The sequence below is a fragment of the Paraburkholderia sp. RL17-380-BIE-A genome, from assembly GCF_046028085.1.
Lineage (GTDB): Bacteria > Pseudomonadota > Gammaproteobacteria > Burkholderiales > Burkholderiaceae > Paraburkholderia.
The window spans coordinates 417,630-438,034 of sequence record NZ_JARESQ010000006.1; the positions used below are offsets into that span (position 1 = coordinate 417,630).

Genomic DNA, 20,405 nt, shown 5'->3' on the forward strand with positions numbered 1-20,405 from the left:
CATCAGAGCGCTTCCGCCTCTTCGTCAAGGATGAGCAGGAATAGCGTTGCCTGCGAAGTTCGCTACGTCATTCCGAAAGGCACGGCCATGCCGTGGTTCGATCTGATAGGTATCCCGAAAGACGCGCCTCATCCAGAAGCCGCGATGCAACGGATCAATTACATCCTTCAGCCTAAAGTCAGTGCCGCGCTGTCCGGGAAGTGCTCACGCGCATCGCCGACAGATAAAAATCAAGCGCTCTTTTCCCGTAGCGACGCGACATATTGCCTGGCTGCCTCGTTGCCGTGCGCGACCGCGCGCGAGGCAAGAGAAAACCCCAACTGCGTTTCATGGGCAACCGCGCTGCGATCGTCGTCAAAAACTTTTGCAGCGCGGCGCATGTGCTGCGCGGCCTGCGTGTGAAGTTCCGACGCGGCGGCGTGATGTTTTGCGGCAGTCAAACCGCTTTCAATGGACCCTGCCGGCAATGGCGCGCCGGTATGTTTGGCGGCGAGATTAGACTCTGCGATGGCAAATAGTGCATGGCCTTGCGCCAATACCGCCTGGTGGGCAGCGTGATCGTAATCCTTGCCCGCCTCGTAATACTGCGACGCCTCCCGGTGAAATCGCGCTGCTTGCTCATGATGCGATGCAGCAGCGTCGAGGTGTTCCTTTTTGCTTTGCTTGGTATTCACGGCAGATCCTCCGATAGCGGACTGGGTTCAAGGTAGCCGACTGCTCGCGGGAGGGCAACCGGGCGGAATCCATTATCGAAAGGTACTCTCTCTTGCGGTGGCGTGGGCTTTTAAGGGAAAGCCATGCCCCGCGCGATGCGGGGCAGTTTGAAGTCTGCAGTTGCCGAATGGAGAAGCTCGGCCGCCAGGCAAAGGCCCGATCGGACCGAGCCCATGCAACGCACAGCGCTGCCCTTACCCGTGCTGCCCGACCGAAAGCGAATCCGTCCCGGCGTTTGAGATCGCACGCTGCCCTCGCGAACGGCGAGACGCTTGCGGCAAACCGTCAATAGCGGCTTTGCCACTCCCCAGATAGGCATCGCGCAGCGTGTCGAGTTCCAGCAGCGTATGCGCGTAGCCTCGCGCGACTACTCGGCCACTTTCGAGTACATACCCGGTTTGGGCGTAGCGCAAAGCGATCGCGGCGTTCTGTTCGGCCAGCAGGAAACTCACGCCATGGTCCTGATTGAGGGCCGCCACAGTCTCGAAGATTTCTTCAACGACCTGCGGAGCGAGCCCCATTGACGGCTCGTCGAGCAAGATCAGGGCGGGCCGCGCCATCAAGGCGCGGCCAATCGCGACCATCTGCTGTTCGCCACCGGACGTATAGCCCGCCAGCGTCCTGCGACGCTCCTTGAGCCGCGGAAAAATGCCATAGGTGCGCTCGAGGTCAGCCTCCAGTTCCGCCCGTCCTGGCCGCCGCACGAACGCCCCCAGCCGCAGGTTTTCTTCGACCGACAGATGCGCAAAGCAACGCCGCCCCTCCAGTACCTGGACGAGCCCACGCTCGGCGAGCGTCCACGGATCCGCGTCGGTAATCGCATCGCCGCGATACGCGATGCGGCCTGAGGTCAGTTCGCCCCGCTCGGCGCGGATCAGGCTCGAGACAGCCTTCAGCGTGGTGGTCTTGCCCGCGCCATTGCCGCCCAGCAGCGCAACGATCGCGCCGGTCGGCACCGTCAGCGAAACACCGCGCAATGCCGGGATGAGCTGGCCATACGTCACGGCAATATCTTCGACCTGCAGAATCGGGGCGGCGCTCATGCTCAGATATCCTTGCTGCAATCGCGCGGCGTAATGCCCTTCTCCTTGGCGTACGCGTTCGCCGACTTCTCGATGATGGGACGTAGCAGTGCACGATCTGCCTGCACCCAGCCGCTAATGACCTTCCATTGCTGGCCGTCCCATTGCTGGAACCGCACTGCGCCGCCGCCTTCGTGATCGGAGCACGACAGTTTCAACGGCTGAACCAGCCCGTACGCACCCAATTGTTTGAGACGTGCGTCGTCAAGATTCAGATGCTCGAAGCCCCAGCGCACCTGTTCACCGGTGAGCGGTTTGTTGCCGAATTTCGCTTGCGCCACACGCAACGCTTCGACATTCAGAATACCGTTGACCACGCCGAGGTTGTAGTAGACCGTGCCGAAGCGAGCGGGATCTTTCAGGTTACCGTCGCCGGCTTTGATCACATATTGATTGATCGCCTGAATGACGGGAAAGTCGGTCCCCGAAGGATGCGTCGTGATCGAAATAAAGCCCTTCGCGGCGTCGCCTGCCGGGCGTGCATCTTCTTCCGAATTACTCCAGATGTTGCCGATGATGTGATTGGCCGGAAAGCCCACTTTCTGGGCCGACTTCAACGCGACCGGATTCATGACTCCCCAGCCGCGCAGAATCACCCAGTCGGGATTGATCCGGTGAATGGTGAGCCACTGCGAGCCTTGTTCGTTGCCAGGATGCGGTACTTCGATCTGCGTGAGCTCAAAGCCGTATTTTTTGGCCAATGCGTCCAGCACGGGAATCGTCTCGCGGCCATACGGAGAACCGTGGTAGAGCACCACGATCTTTTTGCCCTTGAGCTGGTTCAAACCGCCCGATTGCTGACCGATGTAATTGACGATCGCGGACACTTCGCTGTACGGGTTGAGTTGCAGCGGGAAGACATACGGAAAGACCGCGCCGTCGGTGGAATCCGTGCGACCGTGATTGATCGTGATCAGCGGAATCTTGTCGGCAGTGGACCGGTCGAGCGTCGCGTAGGCGATGCCGACCGAAAGCGGATTAGTCGCCGCTGCGGGCGCGCCCTTTAGCCCGCTCTTGAGCCGCTCATAGCATTCCACGCCCTTTTCCACGACGTATTCGGTTTCGCATTCGCTCCATGTCAGCTTCACGCCATTGACGCCGCCATCGCGTTTATTGATGAGGTTCATATAGTCGATGAAGCCGCCGAAGAAACCACTGCCGCCCGCCGCATACGGACCGACCCGATAGCTTTGCAGCGGGAAGTATTCTTCGCCCGCGGCCTGCGCAGTGGGGACGAACGCGGCAGTGAGGGCAAGCGTCAGGGTGGCGGCAGCGGCCACGCGCGATACGATCCCGCGCCTCTTGAAGGAGTCGATGAAATTCATACTAAATGGACCTTGAATGGATAAACGGCGATTTGAAAAACGACGAGAGAAAGAGGGCTATGCACGCAACGGCCAGTCGCGCAGACGATTACGCACGGTATGAACCAGTCTTGCGAGGCCATCCGGCTCCTTGATCAGAAACACGATAATCAGCGTGCCGAAAAGTATCTTCTGCAGGTTCTGCAACTGGCCGGCTTCGATACCGACGGTAGCGAACGCGCCCGCCGCATTGGAGAGAAGAATGGGCAGCAGGACGATGAAGGCCGCGCCCAGGCAATTCCCGCCGATACTGCCCATGCCGCCGATGATGATGATGAACAACACCTGGAACGACAGATTTAGATCGAAACCGTGCGGCTCGACCGTACCCAGATACGCAAACGCCCAGAGCGCGCCGGCAATGCCGATCACGAAAGAACTCAGTGCGAATGAGAGCAGCTTGGTACGGCCGACGGGAATGCCGATCACGCGTGCCGCGGTGTCCATGTCGCGCACCGCCATCCAGCGCCGGCCAAGTTCGCTCCGTACGAGACGGGCCGCCAGAACGAATAGCGCGGAGGTCACGCCAAGCACGAACAGGTAACGTGCAGCGGGTGTATCGATCTTCCAGCCAAAGGCACTTAGGCGCGGCGTGCTGAGTACGCCCGAGGTATCGTCGTTGGAAAACCAGCTCACTCGGGTAAAGATCCACTCGACAAAGAACTGCGCGGCCAGCGTCGAGACGATCAGGTAGAAGCCCTTGATACGCAAACTCGGCAAACCGAACAGCGCGCCTACCACGGCGGTAATCAGGCCACCGAGCAACAGATCGACCGGCAGCGGCAAGGCCGGCACTCGCACCATGAGGTTGTAGGTCGCATAAGCGCCGACCGACATGAAGGCCGCGGAACCCAGCGAGAGCTGTCCCGCATAACCGGTGACGAGATTCAAACCCAGTCCCGCCAGTGACAGCACGAGGAACGGAATCAGAATCGCGTTGAGCCAATAGTCGTTGCCAAATACCGGAATGGCGATGAACGCGATCAGCACGAGAAGCACCGCGAGCGAGACCTTCAGCAGCCGCTTTCGCTGCGGGTAGGACTGGAACTTGCGCGGGGCGTTCAGAACGGCGTGAAGAGATGACATGGGCGGCCTCACACGCGTTCGACGGCGGGTTCGCCGAATAGACCGACCGGCCGCGCGAGCAGAAATAGCATGGCGAGCAGATAGGGAAACCAGTTTTCAATACCGCCGCCGAGCAGACTGCCGACGTACACCTCGGCAAGTTTCTCGGACGCGCCGATCAGGAGACCGCCCACAATGGCCCCGCCGATCGAAGAAAATCCGCCGATGATCAACACAGGCAGCGCCTTCAGCACGACCAGCGACAGGGAGAACTGCACGCCGAGCCGTGCGCCCCACAACAGGCCCGCGACGAGGCTGACGAAGCCGGCCAGCGCCCAGACGATCGCCCAGACACGCGGCAGTCGCACGCCGATGGCCAGCGCGGCGAGCGGGTCGTCAGCGACGGCGCGCAGCGACAACCCAAGCCGCGTGCGGTTGGTCAGCAGCGACAGGCCGATCACCAGCACGCCGGCGGTAGCCGCGGCAAAGATGTCGAACAGGCTGATCATGATGCCGCCGACATTCAGCGGCTTGTCGTCGATGCCCAGATCCAGTCCGTGTACCTGGGCGCCCCAGAACAGTTGCGCGGCCCCTTCGAGAATGAAGCTCAGGCCCAAGGTCGCCATGAACAGCACAATGGGCGGCCGATTCACGAGCGGGCGCAGCACGAGACGGCCGATCAGCAGCGCAATCAACACCAACGCCCCCAGCGTCACGCCGAACGCGAGCACGGGGTTCACATGCCGCTCGACGAGGCTCACGTAGGTCAGCGCGCCGAACAGCACCATCGACCCCTGCGCGAAATTGAATACGCCGGACGCTTTATAGATCAGCACGAAACCGATCGCGACCATCGAATACATCACGCCGGCCAACAAGCCGCCCACGAGTACTTCGAGAAAAAATCCCATGATGTCCAGTCTCTCAATGACGGGTGCCGAGATAGGCGGCCAGCACGTCCGGGTTGCCGCGAACGTCGGCGGGGGCGCCGTCGGCGATCTTCTTGCCGTAATCGAGCACGACCACGTGATCCGACAGATCCATGACCACGCCGATATCGTGCTCGATCAGCACGACCGTCACGCCGAATTGCGTATTGGCGTCGAGCACATAGCCGGCCATGGCGCGCTTTTCGTCGGCATTCATGCCGGCCATCGGCTCATCGAGCAGCAGGAGGCGCGGCTCGGCGGCGAGCGCGCGGGCCAGTTCAACGCGCTTTTGCACGCCATAAGGCAGCGTGCCGACGGTGGTATGCCGATAGCGCTGCAGGTCGAGCGCGTCGATCACGACCTCGGCATAGCGGCGTTGTGCCGTTACATCGCTGCGCGCGCGGCCGATGTTCAAGGTCTGTTCAAGCCACGTGCTGCGCCGGTGCAGATTGCGGCCAGTGAGCACGTTGTCCAGCACGCTCATGCGGCGAAACAGCGCGATGTTTTGAAACGTGCGCGCAATGCCGCTGTGCGCGGCGTGATAAGGATTCATCCGCCGGTAGGCGTGGCCGTCGAAATGCACGCTGCCGTGCTGCGGCTGATAGACCCCGTTGATCACATTGAGCAGCGAGCTCTTGCCCGCACCGTTCGGGCCGATCAATGCGCAGATGTCACCCGTGCGCACCGCGAAGCTGATATCGGTTATCGCCTTCACGCCCTTGAAAGACAGCGAGATGTGATCGAGCGACAACAGCGCGTTGGAAGGCGTAGTCATGGAAGGTTGGGTCATGCGTCAATAAGCCGGTTGTTCCGCGGCGCCGTCCGCCGTGTAGCGCTCGCGTGCCGGTGCCTCGCGCTGCTGTTCGACGCGCCGCCACTCGCCGGTATCGGGCCACGCCCGCACATCGACACGTAACGCGGCGAATAGCGCGGCGGTTCGTTCGTCGAGCGGTGGGCCGATGACGAGCGCGGCATGCGCGCGCGAAAAGCCGATCACTTCGCGCAACGGACGGGTAATGAGCCACCAGGTCAAAGTGCGCAACAGCGGGCCACCCTGCCTGCGCTGCGCCCGGCTGATCAGGCGGCGCCGCCAGGAGCGTGCGCCCGGCAAGCGGTCGTCGACCAGTTGGGCCACGCGGGCATAGGTTTCGCGCGTGCCGGCGACCAGCGTTGGCGCGAGTTCACGCCGATCGTTGTCGCGGGTCGCGAGCGACTCCGGGAAATTCAGGCGAAAGCCGCTCAGCAGCCAGGGCGCGATCAGGTAGCGCGCCTGCGCGGCCGCCGCGAATGCGCGCGCGGCAAACGCTTCGTCGTCCGCGGTCAGTTTCTCCGTGCCGACGAGTCGCTGGGCTTCCTGTATCAGCGTCGCATGGGAAAAACGCTGCGCGACGAGTTGCCCGGTTGCATCGAGCCGCACGAAGACGAAGGCGTCGTCGCGCGAATGAGCGGTGGACGCGAAACCGCCTTCGTGCTGAACCGCCAACGTGCGATAGTCGGTCACGGCCGCATGCGGGTGCGGCGTCAGATTGCGCGGATTGGCGTCGATCACGCGCAATCCTTCGTGCGCCAGAAGACGATCCACCTGACTGTCGTCTTCAGCGAACACGAAACGTGGGGCAAGATGCGTGAGAACGGCGCGCAAAGCGTCGTCGGTGAGTTGCGGGTCGAGCGGTATCGCCACGCCGCCGTTCCACTGCGCCGCGAGCGACAGCAGCAGCGCCTCCTCACGCGGATGACTAACCAATAGCAGCGCGTCGCCCGCCGAAAAACCACGCAGTGCGAGACCGGCGGCGAGGTATTCAACCGCCGTGGCCACCCCGTGCCAGGACAGCCCGTGCCACGCGCCTAACCGCTTGTGGCGTAACGCGATGGCATGCGGCCGGTGCTGCGCCTGATGGCGCAGCCAGTCTGGCAGCGTCGACGGTTGAGCGTTCGCCATGATCAGGCCGCCTTGGCCTGCTGCTTGCGTTCGAGCTCGCGCACCAACGGCAAGACCCGTTTGCCGAAATACTCCACTTCTTCGATGAAATGGAGGAAGCCGGTCAGCACCAGATCCACGCCCACCGATTTCAGTTCGACGATGCGCTCGGCGATCTGTTGCGGCGTGCCGATGAGATTGGTGCGGAAGCCATCGTTGTATTGCACGAGATCTTCGAAGCTCGACTTGGCCCAATTGCCCTCGCCCTCCGGCGAAGCTTTGCCGGCTTGCTTGACGGCGTCGCCGAATGCATGCACGGCTTCGACGTGCGCGTGCTTGATGATGTCGGCGAGTACCGCCTGGGCCTCTTCCTCGGTATCGCGGGCTATCACAAACGCGTTCACGCCGATGCGCACCTTGTGATTGTTTTTCGCTGCCTTGGCCTGGATGTCGTCGATCTGGGCTTTCAGGTTCTCCGGCGTATTGCCGTTGGTGAAATACCAATCTGAAACACTGGCGGCGTTGTCGCGCGCGGCGCGCGAACTGCCGCCCTGGAAGATCTCCGGATGCGGCTTCTGGACGGGTTTTGGACTCAGCGTGTAATCGTTGAAACGATAGAAGTCGCCCTTGAAGGTGAAGTTGTCCTGAGTCCAGATGCCCTTGAGCGCCTGAATGAATTCGTTCGAACGGCGATAGCGTTCGTCGTGTTCAAGCCACGGTTCGCCGATCGCGGTGAACTCCCCTTTGAACCAGCCGCTCACCACGTTGATCGCAACGCGGCCATTCGAAATATGGTCGATCGTGGCAAGCTGTTTGGCAACCACAACGGGGTGCCACGGGCCCGGCAAAATCGCCGCCAGAACTTTCAGTTTGGTCGTAGCGTGCAACAGGGCCTGACTGAACGAAACCGATTCGTGTTGCGAGTCGGCGCCGTAGCCGGCCGTGAAACGGATCTGGCTCAGCGCGTATTCGAAGCCGGCCTGTTCCGCGGTCTGCGCGAGCTTCTGGTTGTACTCGAGACTCCAGTCGGTACGCTGCTCGATCGTGCTGACGACCAGCCCGCCGCTGACGTTGGGCACCCAGTAGGCGAACTTGACGGCGTCGTCTTGAGAGTGGTTCTGGCTCATAGTGATCCTGATGATTGAGTAGAGAGTCTATGCAGCCGCTGTTGCGGCTTGCGGAAACGAAGCGGGGGGTCGCCCTGCATGGAGCCATGGCAATGCGCGCGACACCGCCAGCTGGATGCGTTCTTCCAGTGCCGGATTCGAAATCGCATAGCTGTTGAAATCGGCCTCCGACGCATACACGCCGAGCGGCAGCGTGCGTGCCTGAAAGAAGCTGAACAGCGGACGTAGCTGATGATCGATGACGAGCGCGTGACGTTCGCTGCCGCCAGTTGCCGCGAGCAGAACCGGTACATCGAACAGCGCCTCGTGATGCACGAGATCGAACAGGTGCTTGAAGAGTCCCGTATACGACGCCCGATAGACCGGGCTCGCCACGACCAGCAAGTCGGCCGACTCGATCGCCTTGATGTGCGCCTCGATGTCAGCCGGGACATGGGCGCGATGAACCGCACCGGCGAGGCTCGGTGCGATCTGACCGAGTTCGATGAGGTGCGTATCGACGGGCACCGCGTCGCCAAGTGCGGCGAGCACACGCTCGACCACGACGAGTGTGCGTGACGGCCGCTGCAAGCCACCGGAGACAGCGACCACTTTCAATCTGTTGCTCATGCGAACAATCCTTTCAATCGACAACGAATTAGTCGGGACTGCAGCTTATTTAGCGAAGACCATGCCATCCGGTGTTTGGCCCATACATCCTGTTCGGCACGAGCGTGCCGATTTGTCCCGAAGGAGCGCTGAGCCAGCGGGCATAACGGTCTGAGGCGATCGACCGGCCGCATATCGCCGTGGCATGAAACCATTTCAGGCTGACGTATGAAGCTGGTGAAGCAATATGGCCTCAGTGCTGCTGCTGGAGCAGCAGCACCGGGTATAGGCGAGACGCACGCAGGCTTTCAGTATCGCGACAGAATCGTTGCCTGAGAGGAGCCACGTGGTTGGAATGCTGATGCAGAGGCTGCGTCCATAACGACGCTGCTGCGTAATCAGCAATTCGACTTTGGTTACCACAACAAAATGCATCGGAAGTTGCGGTAGATCGTCAGAATACGTCTCTCAGGAAGCAACGCTGATCGACGCCGTTCCACATCCGTCAGCCGACACATGATGATCCACGCCCGCACGGAGCGCAGCGAGTGTCTTTGTCCCTATGAATTCGACCTACGTATTGCCGGATGCGCCGGCTTCCCTGCTGCCGGAACCGGAGACCGTGCCGGTAACTGACACGCCATTGCGGATTGCGCAGCGGCTCGCGGTAGCGTTTGCCACGACTGCCGCTGAGCGCGACGCGCAGGGCGGCACACCGAAAGCCGAACGCGACGCATTGCGCGCCAGCGGTCTGCTCGCCATGAGCATTCCTCTGGCGCACGGCGGTCTCGGCGCCAACTGGCGGCAGACCCTGGACGTGATTCGCACCCTTGGCCGCGCCGACAGTTCACTCGGCCATATATTCGGCTTTCATCACCTGATGCTGGCGACCGTGCGTCTGTTCGGCGCGCCGCAGCAGTGGCGCGCCTGGTTCGAGCAGACTGCCCGCCATCAATGGTTCTGGGGGAATGCGCTCAATCCACTCGATGAGCGGGCCGTGAGCCACTCGCACGCGGATTGGCGGGAGTTCAGCGGACAGAAGAGTTTCTGTTCCGGCGCGCTCGATTCCGAAATGCTGATTGCGTCCGCGCGCGACGCCGCGACTGGAACGCTGCTGGTCGCGGCTGTGCCGACCGGAAGAACAGGCATCTCAGTCGCGGAGGACTGGAACAACATCGGTCAACGGCAAACGGATAGCGGCACGGTGACGCTGGAAAAGGTGCGCGTGGAAAACCACGAGATTCTGACCGACCCTGGTCCATTGTCGACGCCGTTCGCCTGCCTGCGCCCGTTGCTCGCGCAACTGATCCTCACGAATATCTATCTCAGCATCGGGGAAAGCGCCTTCAACGACGCGCGCCACTACACCTTGCACGAGGCGCGTCCGTGGCACGCGTCCGGCGTGCAAACCACTTCGGCGGATCCTTATATTCTTGGCCAATACGGTGAGTTCTGGGCGGGCCTCGAAGCGGCGCGGTTATTGACCGACCGCGCCGCCGATCGCTTCGATGCTGCCTGGACCCAGGAAGATGCCTTGACCGACGCCGAGCGTGGCGAAGTGGCTTTGGCGGTGGCAACCGCCAAAGTCGCCGCCACCGAAATCGGGCTCAGTATCTGTACCCGCATGTTCGACGTAGCCGGCGCGCGCGCAACGCACGGCGCACTGAGGCTGGACCGCCATTGGCGAAATTTGCGCACCCATACGCTCCACGATCCCCTCGCCTATAAGCTTAGAGAAATCGGCGAATGGGCCCTGACGCAACGCTATCCGACGCCGAGTTTTTATTCATGAACTACTCACTCAATCACGCGATACCGGACAGGTCCGCCATGGCGCGAACGGACGCACCACCTTTGCTGACCATGCCCGACAAGCGGGCGCTGACGACCTCCATTCGCGCCACGGCCCAGGTCTTCTCCGACCCGCAATCGGTGGCTTTGCTCGAACGCATTCGCATGGTCGCGCCGAGCGACGCCAACGTGCTCGTGATCGGTGAGACAGGAACCGGCAAAGAACTGGTTGCGCGCCATGTGCACAACCTCAGCGCTCGCAAGGACGGGCCATTCGTGGCGGTTAACTGCGGCGCGTTTTCCGAGTCGCTGGTGGAAAGCGAATTGTTCGGCCACGAGAAAGGCGCCTTCACCGGCGCGTTCTGCGCGAAACCCGGCTGGTTCGAAGCGGCCAACGGCGGCACGCTGTTTCTGGACGAGATAGGCGATCTGCCGCTCTCGATGCAGGTCAAACTGCTGCGCGTGCTGCAGGAGCGGGAGATCGTGCGGCTCGGCTCACGCCGAAGCATTCCGATCGACGTGCGCGTTCTGGCCGCCACCAATGTACATCTTCAGGACGCCGTAGCGGCGGGGCATTTCCGCGAGGACCTGTTTTATCGCCTCAATGTCGTGCATCTGGCTGTGCCGACACTGCGAGACCGGCCGGGCGATATCCTGCCGCTAGCCCGATATTTCATCGAAGAGTATCGCAACCGCCTGGGCTATGGTCCTGTGGGCATCGAGCCGCGCGCCGAGCGCAAGCTGCTGGCACATAGCTGGCCCGGCAACATTCGCGAACTCGAAAACGTCATTCACTACGCGTTATTGGTGTGCCGCAGCGATTCACTCGGCGAGGGCGATTTGCAGATATCGTCCTTCGGGACGGACGCATCGCGACGCCCTGCCAACGAGCCGCCTTCCACTACCCCGCTTGAAGGGTTGGAGGAGGCGCTGCGTCATCTCTTTGGCAACGCCGAAGGCAACCTGTTCGAACAGATCGAAGACACCGTGATGCGCGTGGCGTTCGACTTCTGCTATCGCAATCAGATTCAGGCGGCGAGGCTCCTCGGCATCAGCCGCAACGTGCTGCGAGCCCGTCTGATTCGAGCGAAGCAGATCTCGGCGCAGAAATGAGTGCAATTGCTTGTGGCGGGGCCGATACTTCATTTCGAGCACCGTTTTTGTATCTCGAAGCGGACCGGCCGTGCGACCGGCCCACATGACACCGCGCGCCGCGGGCTAAAGCGGATCAGGCCACTGTTCTGCTGTTGCCGATCTGCCAGACGAAGGGCGGCTCCGTGCCGTTGATTTCCCAGTCGCCGATGATCCGCTCCTTGTAGATCAGCGGATTGTGCGATGCCGCCGTGCGTGCGTTCCGCCAGTGTCGATCCAATAGTTTGCCTTCGCTGACGCCCGACGCACCGAGCGCGTTGAACAGATCGGTGGTCGCCTGGAGGATCAAACCCGCCACGGCCACCTGCGCCTTGGCGGATTCTATTTCGGCCGCTACGTTTGCAGCCTGTTCTGCCTCACGATCCGCGCCGAAGCGCGTTTCGTACGCTCTTTGCGAGGGCTCTGCCGCCCGCACGGCCACCGCTTCCGCGGCGTACACGCGCGCCGCGATCTGCCCCACCACCTGCTGAACCTGGACATCTTCACTCACGCGCGGCGCGTTGCCGTGGCTATAGATACGGGTGCGCTTTCGCACCTCGTGCGAGATATCACGCAATGCCGCACGCCCGGTGCCCGCGATCACGGCGATCAATACGAGCTGATAGAACGCCGTCTGGTATTTGAAGCGGGTGGAGAAGTCGATGATATTCTCTTCATCGACCACGGCGTTCTCGAATACGGAAGTCCCGCTTCCGGTAGTGCGCTGGCCAAAGCCGTCCCAATCGTCACTTTGTTTAACGCCTGGCTGGTGCGTATTCACCGCGGCGATCACGTCGGCGCCGGTGTCGTCGCGCTGCGCGTAGACATCTATCCAGTCGGCAAAGATGCTCCCCGTGCTGTAGTACTTGGTTCCGTTCACGACCCATTGGTCACCGCGGCGCGATACACGCGTGATCACGTCGCCTATTTTGACTGCGCCAACTTCGGTCCACGCATTGCCGACGATTTGACCTGCCACGAAGCGTTCCAGCCATTTGTCCCGCAACGCGCCGGGCGCGGCGTTGATCCTGTCTTCGACGAAAGCGAAATGGCCGCGCAGTGCCTGAGGCAGACTCGAGTCGGCCTCGGCCAATTCGATTAGCAGTTGCACGAGTTGCGCAAGCGTCGCGCCCGCGCCGCCATACTCCACTGGCACTCTGACGGCGCCAAAGCCGGCTTCCTTCAGCCAGACAATCTGCTCATGCGGCAACGCAAGGGTGCGTTCGCGTTCGAGCGCGCCTTCCGCGATCCGGCTGAAGATGGGGCGGAATCTGGCAGCCAGCTGCTCATAATCGGCGCCGCGTGAAAGCGGCACTGTTTCGTGTTGGTTTCGTGCTGTCATGCGCCTGCTCCAAGGTCGATGTGTGGAAAGAGGCAGAGCGATCCGGCTCTTCTCGTCAAGACAAAGAGCACAAGGCATGCCATCGCGCTAGCCGTCTATCGGCCTTGATGAATCGGGAACGCACGGAGTTTTCTCTGCTGGCGCCGAAGCAGTGTGCTGATGCGCTGCTTGCGTGGGAGCAGTCGACAGCACGGTAGCGGCTGACTGTCTGAGCGCGGTCGGGGAAACCGGCCGCTCACGCCGCTGTCGCAAGAATCGCTTCGACGACCGCGTCCCTAGCGAGCAGGTAAGCTTCACTGCGCGGTCCATGGTTGATTGCGGTATCGATAAATGCGCGCTTGGCGGATTGATCGGCGAATCCGGCCGGGAAGATCGAATCCATATCGGAGAAGAAAGTCGAGAACGGGCAGATCTGACAGGCGGACGCGAGCGGCGCTTCCGCAAGCGTGCCGCCGACGTTCGACGCAGACGCCGTATTGCTGATGTCTGCCAGCCGACTCAATGCGTGCCGGTCCTCGGACACAAGATGCAGCCGCTCCTCCCAGATCAGCAACTTCGCCAGCTTCACGAATGCGCTGTTGCGATCGAGGCCATGTGGCGTGCGTAGTGTACGTGGGCGCGTCACCAGCCAGTTTGCCAGCTGGTCGGCGGGCATCGGCTCAGCGATCGCGAAGCCTTGCACGGCATCCGCGCCTAGAATGCCGATCGCGTCAAGCAGATCGACGTGTTCGATACCTTCGACCACCACCGACTTCCCGAGCGAGTGGCCGAGTCTCGTCAACTGATAGATAAAGCGCAATACGCTATTGGCATCCTGGTCTGCGAGGTTCGTGATGTTGCGATCAATCTTGATCCAGTCGAACGGCAACTGCCGCAGACGATTCAGGCTGCTGTGACCGGAACCTAGGTCGTCCTCCGCGAGAATCACGCCCAGCGCCTTGAAGCGGTTCAGTGCCTGCAGAACGTCGTTGCTCGCGGGCAGATCGTCGGTTTCCAGCACCTCCAGCGTGAGAACATGCGGTGTGCAGCCGTGCTGCGTGAGCGCGTGCTGCGTCGCCGCGAAATAGCGGACATCGCTGAGTGCGGCGGGCGGCAGATTGATCGAGACGGCAAGGTCGATGCCGTCCTCCAACCACACATTTCTTTGCGCGAGCGCCTGGTTCAGGCCGCTGACATAGAGGTCGAAAAAGTCGTTCGACGACATGACTGGAAAAAATGCGGCCGGACTTAGAACATGTGCGCCGTCACGCAGGCGGGCGAGTGCCTCGATCTTGGTGACCTCCCCCGTCCTGATGTCGAGCAAAGGCTGGTAATACATCAGTAACGCGTCAGAGTGGAGAAGCTCGGTCCAGCGCTGCCGCTGCGTATAGGGAACGGTGCGCGTGCGACCTTCGAAGTTCTCGATCCTGTCGATCGCCAGCCCCAGCAGACTCTGGAGCATGGCAAGGAACGCACTCTGATCTTCAGACGAATAGCCTCCCGGATAGGGGCTGTAGAGCGAAAGAATGGCATTCGCCGTCTTGCCCGGCTGCCGCAACGGAATGGCAATGCTGGAGCGAAAACCCGCTGTTTCGGCGCGCTCCCGCCAGGGCTCCATGCTCGGATCCGTTGCGATATCGACGACTCGCTGCACCTCGCCGCTGCGCCATGCGCGCCCTGCCGGCCCCTGCCCTTGCGGCTGCATCGGATCTGTCGTGATCTGCTGCTCGCTGCCGGCCTCGACATGCGAAACATACGTGCGGATCGCCCCGCCCGACGCGGACTCGAACCGAAACACGCCCTGTGAGTCAGGGCGGCCAACAGAACATCCCGCGACTTCTTCGTGCCGGCTAAGGAGATTCACCGTGATGCCGATCAGTTCGGTATAAGTTTCGGCCTCCCACGCCACACGTGTGAGCGACATGAGAACCTGCTGCCGCGACGCCTGGACTTGTTGATAGGCCTCGGTCTGAAAGGCTAGATCGCGCGTCAACCGGCGCGCCAGCAGCGATAGTGCCTCGTTATGCTGCGCCGTATCGACCAAACGACGAATCTCAGTCGAGAGGATGATCCTGCTGCGCACCAGTTCTTCGCGATCGAGGCCGACAATCGCGTGCACGCGACCCACCCTCAACGCCATTTCACGATGTTCCCGTGCAGTCAGATCGGGGGACGCCATCTTCAACAGCGTGTCCTGCTGCTTCGCTTTCAGGTGTTCCAGTTCGTCTGGCGACAGCGCTTCGAGAATGGCTTTCGACCTCGGCAGTGCGGCCAGTTTCAGATAAAAGGCGTCCACTATGTGCGCGGCGTGATCGGTCATCGCGCTCAACAGATCGGTGAAAATGAGCCGGCGCGCTGGATCGTAAAGATCCGCTTCGTCATCCATCAAATGATTGATTGCGCCGCTGCTTTGCGCAGGATTCGCCATAAGCTTGCAGTCTCTTCTGTCGGTAGTGCGACGCATATCCGGCGACGAGCACCGGCGCCAACAAGGCGGTTTCGATGAGACGGCCGCATTCCCAGCATCGCATGAATGGATGTACGTGAACCCTATCATAGGGCATCGGCGTATTCCCTCATGACAAACGCCATATTCAGCCATATTCAACGATGCAGCGCCTCGCGCTTGATCGTAGTCAAACTCAGCCGCGCCGCTTCGTCTAACCTGGTCGAAGTCGCGGGTTATGGGGACAAAGCCGCACGGCGACTACTCCTTTAACCTCTGGTCACCAGAAAGGAATCGCGATGACAGTGGCGCTGATCGCAGCGTTCAATGTGGCAACCCGATCGTTTACGAAAACGGTTTGCTTCATGGCTGCTGCCTTTGCGCTTCTGGCAACAGGTGGCTGCGGCACCTATATTGCGCCGCCGAACGACGCCGAACTCAAGGCATCATTAAGCGAGGTGCTGGATCTCTATTCGCAGCGGCTCCGGCTCGTCGACCAGGTGACAGTAATCGCACAGGCCAAGCTGAAACACGGGACGTCCGTACTCGCGGAGGTGGCGAGTGTCCGCGCCCAGATCGTTGCCATGGAGGCCACGCCTGCGCTGGCAAATAGTCCCATAGCATTCGAACGTTTCGACGTTGCGCAAAGGCAGCTTACCGAAGCGGTGTCCGCGCTGATGGTCGAAGCCGAATCCGAGCCGCGCCTCAATTCGGACGCCACCTTCCGTGCGCTTCAAGGCAACCTCGCCCTTTGGGCGACACGCATCGGTGCCGCTCGCACGCGTTACGACGAAGCGGCCCAGATCTACAATGCGGCATTGCACACGTTCCCGCATAACATCGCGGCAAAATTGTGCGCCGAACACGACAAACCTGTATTCAGCGTGGCAGACCGTCGGCCATCGGGGAGCCTGCCGCACATCGATTTCCGGGAACTGCGCGGTGCTCTACGCGTCTAGCCGCCAAAGGCAGCCCACATGTCGCCGGCGATGAGCAAGCGGCGTCGCCTTAGAAGCGATGACGCAAACCGACAGCAGCGACGAATTGATTCGCCCCTGAGGCACGAGAAAAATTAGAAATCTGGGCACCCTGAATACCCGTTCCCTCCAACTGGTTCGCTCGCTGGTGTAACGCTTCGGCGTACACATCCGTTCGCGGTGACAGGAAGTACGTGTTCAACAGCCCAAGCTGGTGCCATTTCGGATAGCGCACGCCAGTAGGTGTGTCGAAGCGGCCGTATGTAAACACGTAATTTGCCGAGACATGCCACTTAGGCGTAATGAAGTAGCGCAAGTTGATTTCGGCGTTCTCGAAACGGATGTCGTCGTGCGGCAACGAAATGGCCGTGTCGGCGACGTTGTTGATCGACGTCGCGTTGTCGAGCCGCGTCTCGCTCAGCACGAGTCCGACGAGTGCGTTGTCGTACCGGTAGTTTCCTCCCACCGCATACGTTCGTTGACGGTCGGCGTTAAAAGGCGCACCCGCCGGCTCAGCACCATTCGTGTTGGCGGTGGCGAGATTCGAAGCGTGGTTGAACTGGAAGTAACCTGCGCCCACGCGCATTCCGCCATAGTGGTAGCTGGCGCCCAGGCTGTACTCACGGCTGTCGTCAAAAGCCCCGGCCTTGTTTGAAAAGCCGTACGTTCCGCCGAAAGTCAAACCGTGAAACTCCGGGCTCGAGTATTTGACCGAGTTGTTCGTACGCGTATAGTTATCCAGATTATCGTTGTCGTACGGATGCGCGAAGGCTGTTCCGCCGTAGGCGGTCCCACCGAGTGCGAAAGGCTCGACGTATTGAACCACCGCGTCGAACTGACGGCCTAACGTAACCGTCCCTGAACGCTTCGAGGCCAGCCCGACGAACGACTGGAACCCGAACAGCCGGCCCTGCTGCGCGGCTGTACCCGTCATGACGGAAAAGCCGTTGGTCAGCGTAAAGAGCGCATTCAGGTCGCTGGTAATGGGTTCTTCGCCCGTCAGCGCCCAGCGGCTGATGTTGACGTCGCCGTTCTTCGCTTGCCAGGCCGACCGATGTCCCGACGCGTTACCTGCATCGCTAACGTATGCAATCCCGGCGTCCATCGATCCTGTCAGCCGCAACGAAGCTTGCGCATGCACGAATGGCGACGTGATAGCCAGAACCACAGCAACTCGCAACCGCGCGTGACGACTCGCACCGCGGCGGTGTCCGCGTGTGTCCCCGAAGTGCGCCGAAAGCGCAATGGCTCGGCTTCTGGCCGATTGCCTGTAATTGTTCATTGAATGACGCGTAGGGTTGGTATCGATGCCGGTCAGTGGTCTCCATGACCTGATTTCAATGGCATTCGATTGTTGAGCGAATATGGCGCTCGACTTTTTACCACCGCACTATCGCGCCCATACAGGTGCCAATGTGTAAAGCACTCTTCCACCACACAGCGCTAATGGCGATACGCAACGCGTCCCCACCCTCAGTCGCGCGGAAACGGCGCGTCGCGATCCAGTAGTGCGGTCCGAACGAAATGCAGGCAACCGATTATCCTCAGCATCCGATAGCGCTCCGCCGTATGAGGTGTCAACTCCTCCAGCCGGATCTGAGCCGTGCTGATCGCCACGTTAACGGTCGCGAGCGCACTTCTCAGATGCTTCGCATTGGGTTGATCGAACAGCACCGGCAACGCGCGCACTGCCAGATCGATCGAAGCAAGCCAGCGAGGCTTCGTCGTCCGGCCACTCATTTCGTTCGCCTGTTGCAATTCGCCACGCAGGTCGATGGCCGCGTGCCCCACTTCGAGAGTGGCGAGCATCCATTGCAACGCGTCGCGATGTCGATGCGATTGCGTGATGAGCAGCGTGCGCAGTTGCGACATCAGGTCGTGAGTGCTCGACTGAAAGCGCCCGTCGAGTCCGGGCAGTGGCGCGGTGCACGCCATTGTGACTTGCCCCCTCAAGTGACGCTTGATCTTCTCGACGAGCCAGGGCATTTGAGGCGGAAAGATGACCGCGAACGCGATCGCGCATAGCAGCATCGACGTGAGAATTGCCAGACCGTTGTTCATCAGAACGTCGGGAGCGTAGTCGATTACATTGTCGGGCCCGGCGAGCAAGCAGAAAAACACTGCGAAGCCGACACCGTATGCCGCCGTGGACCGCCGCGCCGTGAGGAACGCACCGAGGCCGAGCGGCAACAGAAGCGCCGCGCACAAGAGCGGAAACCCATCGATGTTCGGATAGACGTGAGACAGGAACACGCAGCCGAACAGAATCGAGAGCGCGGCTCCAGCTGCAATCTGCAAGGTGAATTTTGGCGGCACGGGCGAGGTCGAACTCAGTGCGCAGGTGATAGCCGCGCCCGTCACCAGAAAGCTGCCGCCGGGCCAGCCGGAAGCGATCCAGAACCAGCTCGCGGCGCCGACCGCCAATACCGTGCGAACGAATGCGAGTCCAACAACATACGGACTGGTTTGTGGTTCGTACCGTACGCGCGACCGGTCAAGCGCATGTTTGCGCGAATTGGCCAACGAGAGGTAAATGTCGAAATACGACAGAAATTCGCCGGCGAACCGGTGAACCAACTCCATTGCGGTGACGTAATCCAGCATGGAGCGTGGCGCGACCCGTTCGATCTCCCGCTGCGTTTCGCGCGCACGCCGCGCGAGACCGCTCTGGAAACCCTTGATTCGCTCCAGTAGCTCCGACATGTCGGCCTCCCCCCTTTGCAGCTTTTTGCCGACATCCACGAGCAACACGGAGAGTTCGTCGAGAAACGGGGAAATGGCGGCGATCGCTTCTGCCGCGCCGCTGCTGTGCAATCGTTTGAGAAGTTGGTGCAGCGCATGCAGGCGGGCGCACGCATTCATGAAGTCGCTATTCAGTCGTGCGAGCCGTGCCGCCCGGGCACGCATGTCGGGGTCTTCGTACGAGGCGAAGGTGCGGGTCGCTTCGAATCCGACGATCTCGTCGACGAGTGCGGCAAAGCGCTTCTCGAACATATCCGCCGATGATGCCGTCGACAGTACGCCGGCTGCAAAATCCGTGAACTCGATGGTTCGCCGCTTCAACGTGCGGAATAAAGTGGTCGTCGCCTTGATCGGGAAGACGAGCGCGCTCACCGCGGTCGAACACAGAATACCGATCGAGACCTCGGCAGCGCGAGTCAGCGCGGCCAGAAAAATCGTGTTCGGCTGCATCAACGCAGGAACGCCGATCAGCGCCGCCGTATAACCGGCGAGCACGAAGCCATACCACCGAAAGTGCCGGTTTCGAACCGCCGCCGCTGTGCACAGCCCAATCCAGCAGGTCAGCCCGAACAGATACAACTCCGGGTCCTGCACGCAGACGCCCGCGAGCAGAATCGCAAACACGGTGCCGACAGCCGTGCCAATTACCCGGTAAAAACTCTTCGCGAGCACCATTCCGCTGACGGGCTGCATCAGAACGAAGACCGTCGTCATCGCGGTGCGCGGCTGCTGGAGGTCGAGCAGCATCCCGATGCCGAGCGCCAGCAGCGCCGCCGCCACCGTCTTGAACAGGTGCAACCAGATCAGACCGTCATTGAGCGCCCAATGGGACGACGCCTTTCTCGCCAGCCTCAGCCAGCGCGAAACCTCGTTTCTTTGGCTCAATGAGGGACTACGTGAATATCGGAGGTCCATAGGAAAACGCGGCGGTGGTTGCCCTTTACGGATTTGAACCGCGTCATGGCTTCGTCCGTCGCCAAGGGAAGAATGTCCATTCTAGGACCGCCAAATACGCGTATTAAGCGGGCTCTTAGGGAACCTCCGTTGTCGCCAGGGTAACAATGCGCCCGTGCGGCCCACGTCATTCACGCGCGTACGGCCCGGGAGAGATCAGCAGGCTCGATCGATCTATCCTCATCCACCAAGGGACCATTCCACCCGAGGCGGCTAATTTATTACGTCATCCTTTATAAAATGAGTCATATCAATC

At 61.1% G+C, this 20,405-nt stretch carries 16 protein-coding genes; 3 read left to right on the forward strand and 13 right to left on the reverse strand.

What is annotated here, in order from left to right; all coding sequences use genetic code 11:
- Window positions 1–230: 230 nt before the first annotated feature.
- The 9 genes from P0D68_RS13490 to msuE all read right to left on the reverse strand — a co-directional run bounded on the left by P0D68_RS13490 (window position 231) and on the right by msuE (window position 8,808).
- Entirely contained in the window at window positions 231–674 is a 444-nt protein-coding gene (locus P0D68_RS13490) for a hypothetical protein (RefSeq protein WP_408294340.1), read from the reverse strand.
- A gap of 234 nt (window positions 675–908) precedes the next feature.
- A complete protein-coding gene (locus P0D68_RS13495) occupies window positions 909–1,757 on the reverse strand; it encodes an ABC transporter ATP-binding protein (RefSeq protein WP_408294342.1) in 849 nt (282 codons plus the stop codon).
- Window positions 1,758–1,759: 2 nt separating this feature from the next.
- Complete coding sequence (locus tag P0D68_RS13500; protein ID WP_408294345.1) at window positions 1,760–3,121, reverse strand: ABC transporter substrate-binding protein; 1,362 nt, start codon at window positions 3,119–3,121, stop codon at window positions 1,760–1,762.
- A 57-nt stretch (window positions 3,122–3,178) separates the two neighbouring features.
- Window positions 3,179–4,246 carry a branched-chain amino acid ABC transporter permease gene (locus P0D68_RS13505; RefSeq protein WP_408294348.1) on the reverse strand — a complete coding sequence of 356 codons (1,068 nt, stop codon included), beginning with the start codon at window positions 4,244–4,246 and terminating at the stop codon, window positions 3,179–3,181.
- Window positions 4,247–4,254: 8 nt separating this feature from the next.
- Complete coding sequence (locus tag P0D68_RS13510) at window positions 4,255–5,136, reverse strand: branched-chain amino acid ABC transporter permease (protein WP_408294351.1); 882 nt, start codon at window positions 5,134–5,136, stop codon at window positions 4,255–4,257.
- A 13-nt stretch (window positions 5,137–5,149) separates the two neighbouring features.
- Window positions 5,150–5,929, reverse strand: coding sequence for an ABC transporter ATP-binding protein (locus P0D68_RS13515; protein WP_408294354.1), 780 nt, complete (start codon window positions 5,927–5,929; stop codon window positions 5,150–5,152).
- Between the two features lie 18 nt (window positions 5,930–5,947).
- Window positions 5,948–7,093: an AMP-binding protein gene (locus P0D68_RS13520; RefSeq protein ID WP_408294357.1), complete on the reverse strand. Its 1,146-nt coding sequence runs from the start codon at window positions 7,091–7,093 to the stop codon at window positions 5,948–5,950.
- Window positions 7,094–7,095: 2 nt separating this feature from the next.
- On the reverse strand, window positions 7,096–8,199 hold the full coding sequence (gene sfnG, locus P0D68_RS13525) for a dimethylsulfone monooxygenase SfnG (protein ID WP_408294360.1): 1,104 nt from the start codon (window positions 8,197–8,199) through the stop codon (window positions 7,096–7,098).
- 27 nt (window positions 8,200–8,226) lie between these two features.
- On the reverse strand, window positions 8,227–8,808 hold the full coding sequence (msuE, locus tag P0D68_RS13530) for an FMN reductase (protein WP_408294363.1): 582 nt from the start codon (window positions 8,806–8,808) through the stop codon (window positions 8,227–8,229).
- A gap of 541 nt (window positions 8,809–9,349) precedes the next feature.
- On the opposite strand from msuE, the gene P0D68_RS13535 reads away from it, so the two are divergent.
- Both P0D68_RS13535 and P0D68_RS13540 read left to right on the forward strand, forming a co-directional pair.
- Window positions 9,350–10,579 carry an acyl-CoA dehydrogenase family protein gene (locus P0D68_RS13535; protein ID WP_408294366.1) on the forward strand — a complete coding sequence of 410 codons (1,230 nt, stop codon included), beginning with the start codon at window positions 9,350–9,352 and terminating at the stop codon, window positions 10,577–10,579.
- On the forward strand, window positions 10,576–11,691 hold the full coding sequence (locus tag P0D68_RS13540) for a sigma-54 interaction domain-containing protein (protein ID WP_408468518.1): 1,116 nt from the start codon (window positions 10,576–10,578) through the stop codon (window positions 11,689–11,691). Before P0D68_RS13535 ends, P0D68_RS13540 begins: the two co-directional genes overlap by 4 nt.
- 115 nt (window positions 11,692–11,806) lie before the next feature.
- Here the strand turns inward: P0D68_RS13540 and P0D68_RS13545 are convergent, their stop codons facing one another.
- Together P0D68_RS13545 and P0D68_RS13550 are read right to left on the reverse strand one after the other, a co-directional pair.
- Window positions 11,807–13,051, reverse strand: coding sequence for an acyl-CoA dehydrogenase family protein (locus tag P0D68_RS13545; protein ID WP_408294372.1), 1,245 nt, complete (start codon window positions 13,049–13,051; stop codon window positions 11,807–11,809).
- A gap of 235 nt (window positions 13,052–13,286) precedes the next feature.
- Window positions 13,287–15,416, reverse strand: coding sequence for an EAL domain-containing protein (locus tag P0D68_RS13550; protein ID WP_408468519.1), 2,130 nt, complete (start codon window positions 15,414–15,416; stop codon window positions 13,287–13,289).
- 359 nt (window positions 15,417–15,775) lie between these two features.
- Between P0D68_RS13550 and P0D68_RS13555 the strand changes: the two genes are divergently transcribed.
- Complete coding sequence (locus P0D68_RS13555) at window positions 15,776–16,435, forward strand: LemA family protein (protein ID WP_408294378.1); 660 nt, start codon at window positions 15,776–15,778, stop codon at window positions 16,433–16,435.
- Window positions 16,436–16,484: 49 nt separating this feature from the next.
- Here P0D68_RS13555 and P0D68_RS13560 read toward each other — a convergent pair whose 3' ends face one another.
- Together P0D68_RS13560 and P0D68_RS13565 are read right to left on the reverse strand one after the other, a co-directional pair.
- Window positions 16,485–17,621, reverse strand: coding sequence for a porin (locus P0D68_RS13560; RefSeq protein WP_408294381.1), 1,137 nt, complete (start codon window positions 17,619–17,621; stop codon window positions 16,485–16,487).
- A 305-nt stretch (window positions 17,622–17,926) separates the two neighbouring features.
- Complete coding sequence (locus tag P0D68_RS13565) at window positions 17,927–20,110, reverse strand: FUSC family protein (protein ID WP_408294383.1); 2,184 nt, start codon at window positions 20,108–20,110, stop codon at window positions 17,927–17,929.
- Window positions 20,111–20,405: the final 295 nt, after the last annotated feature.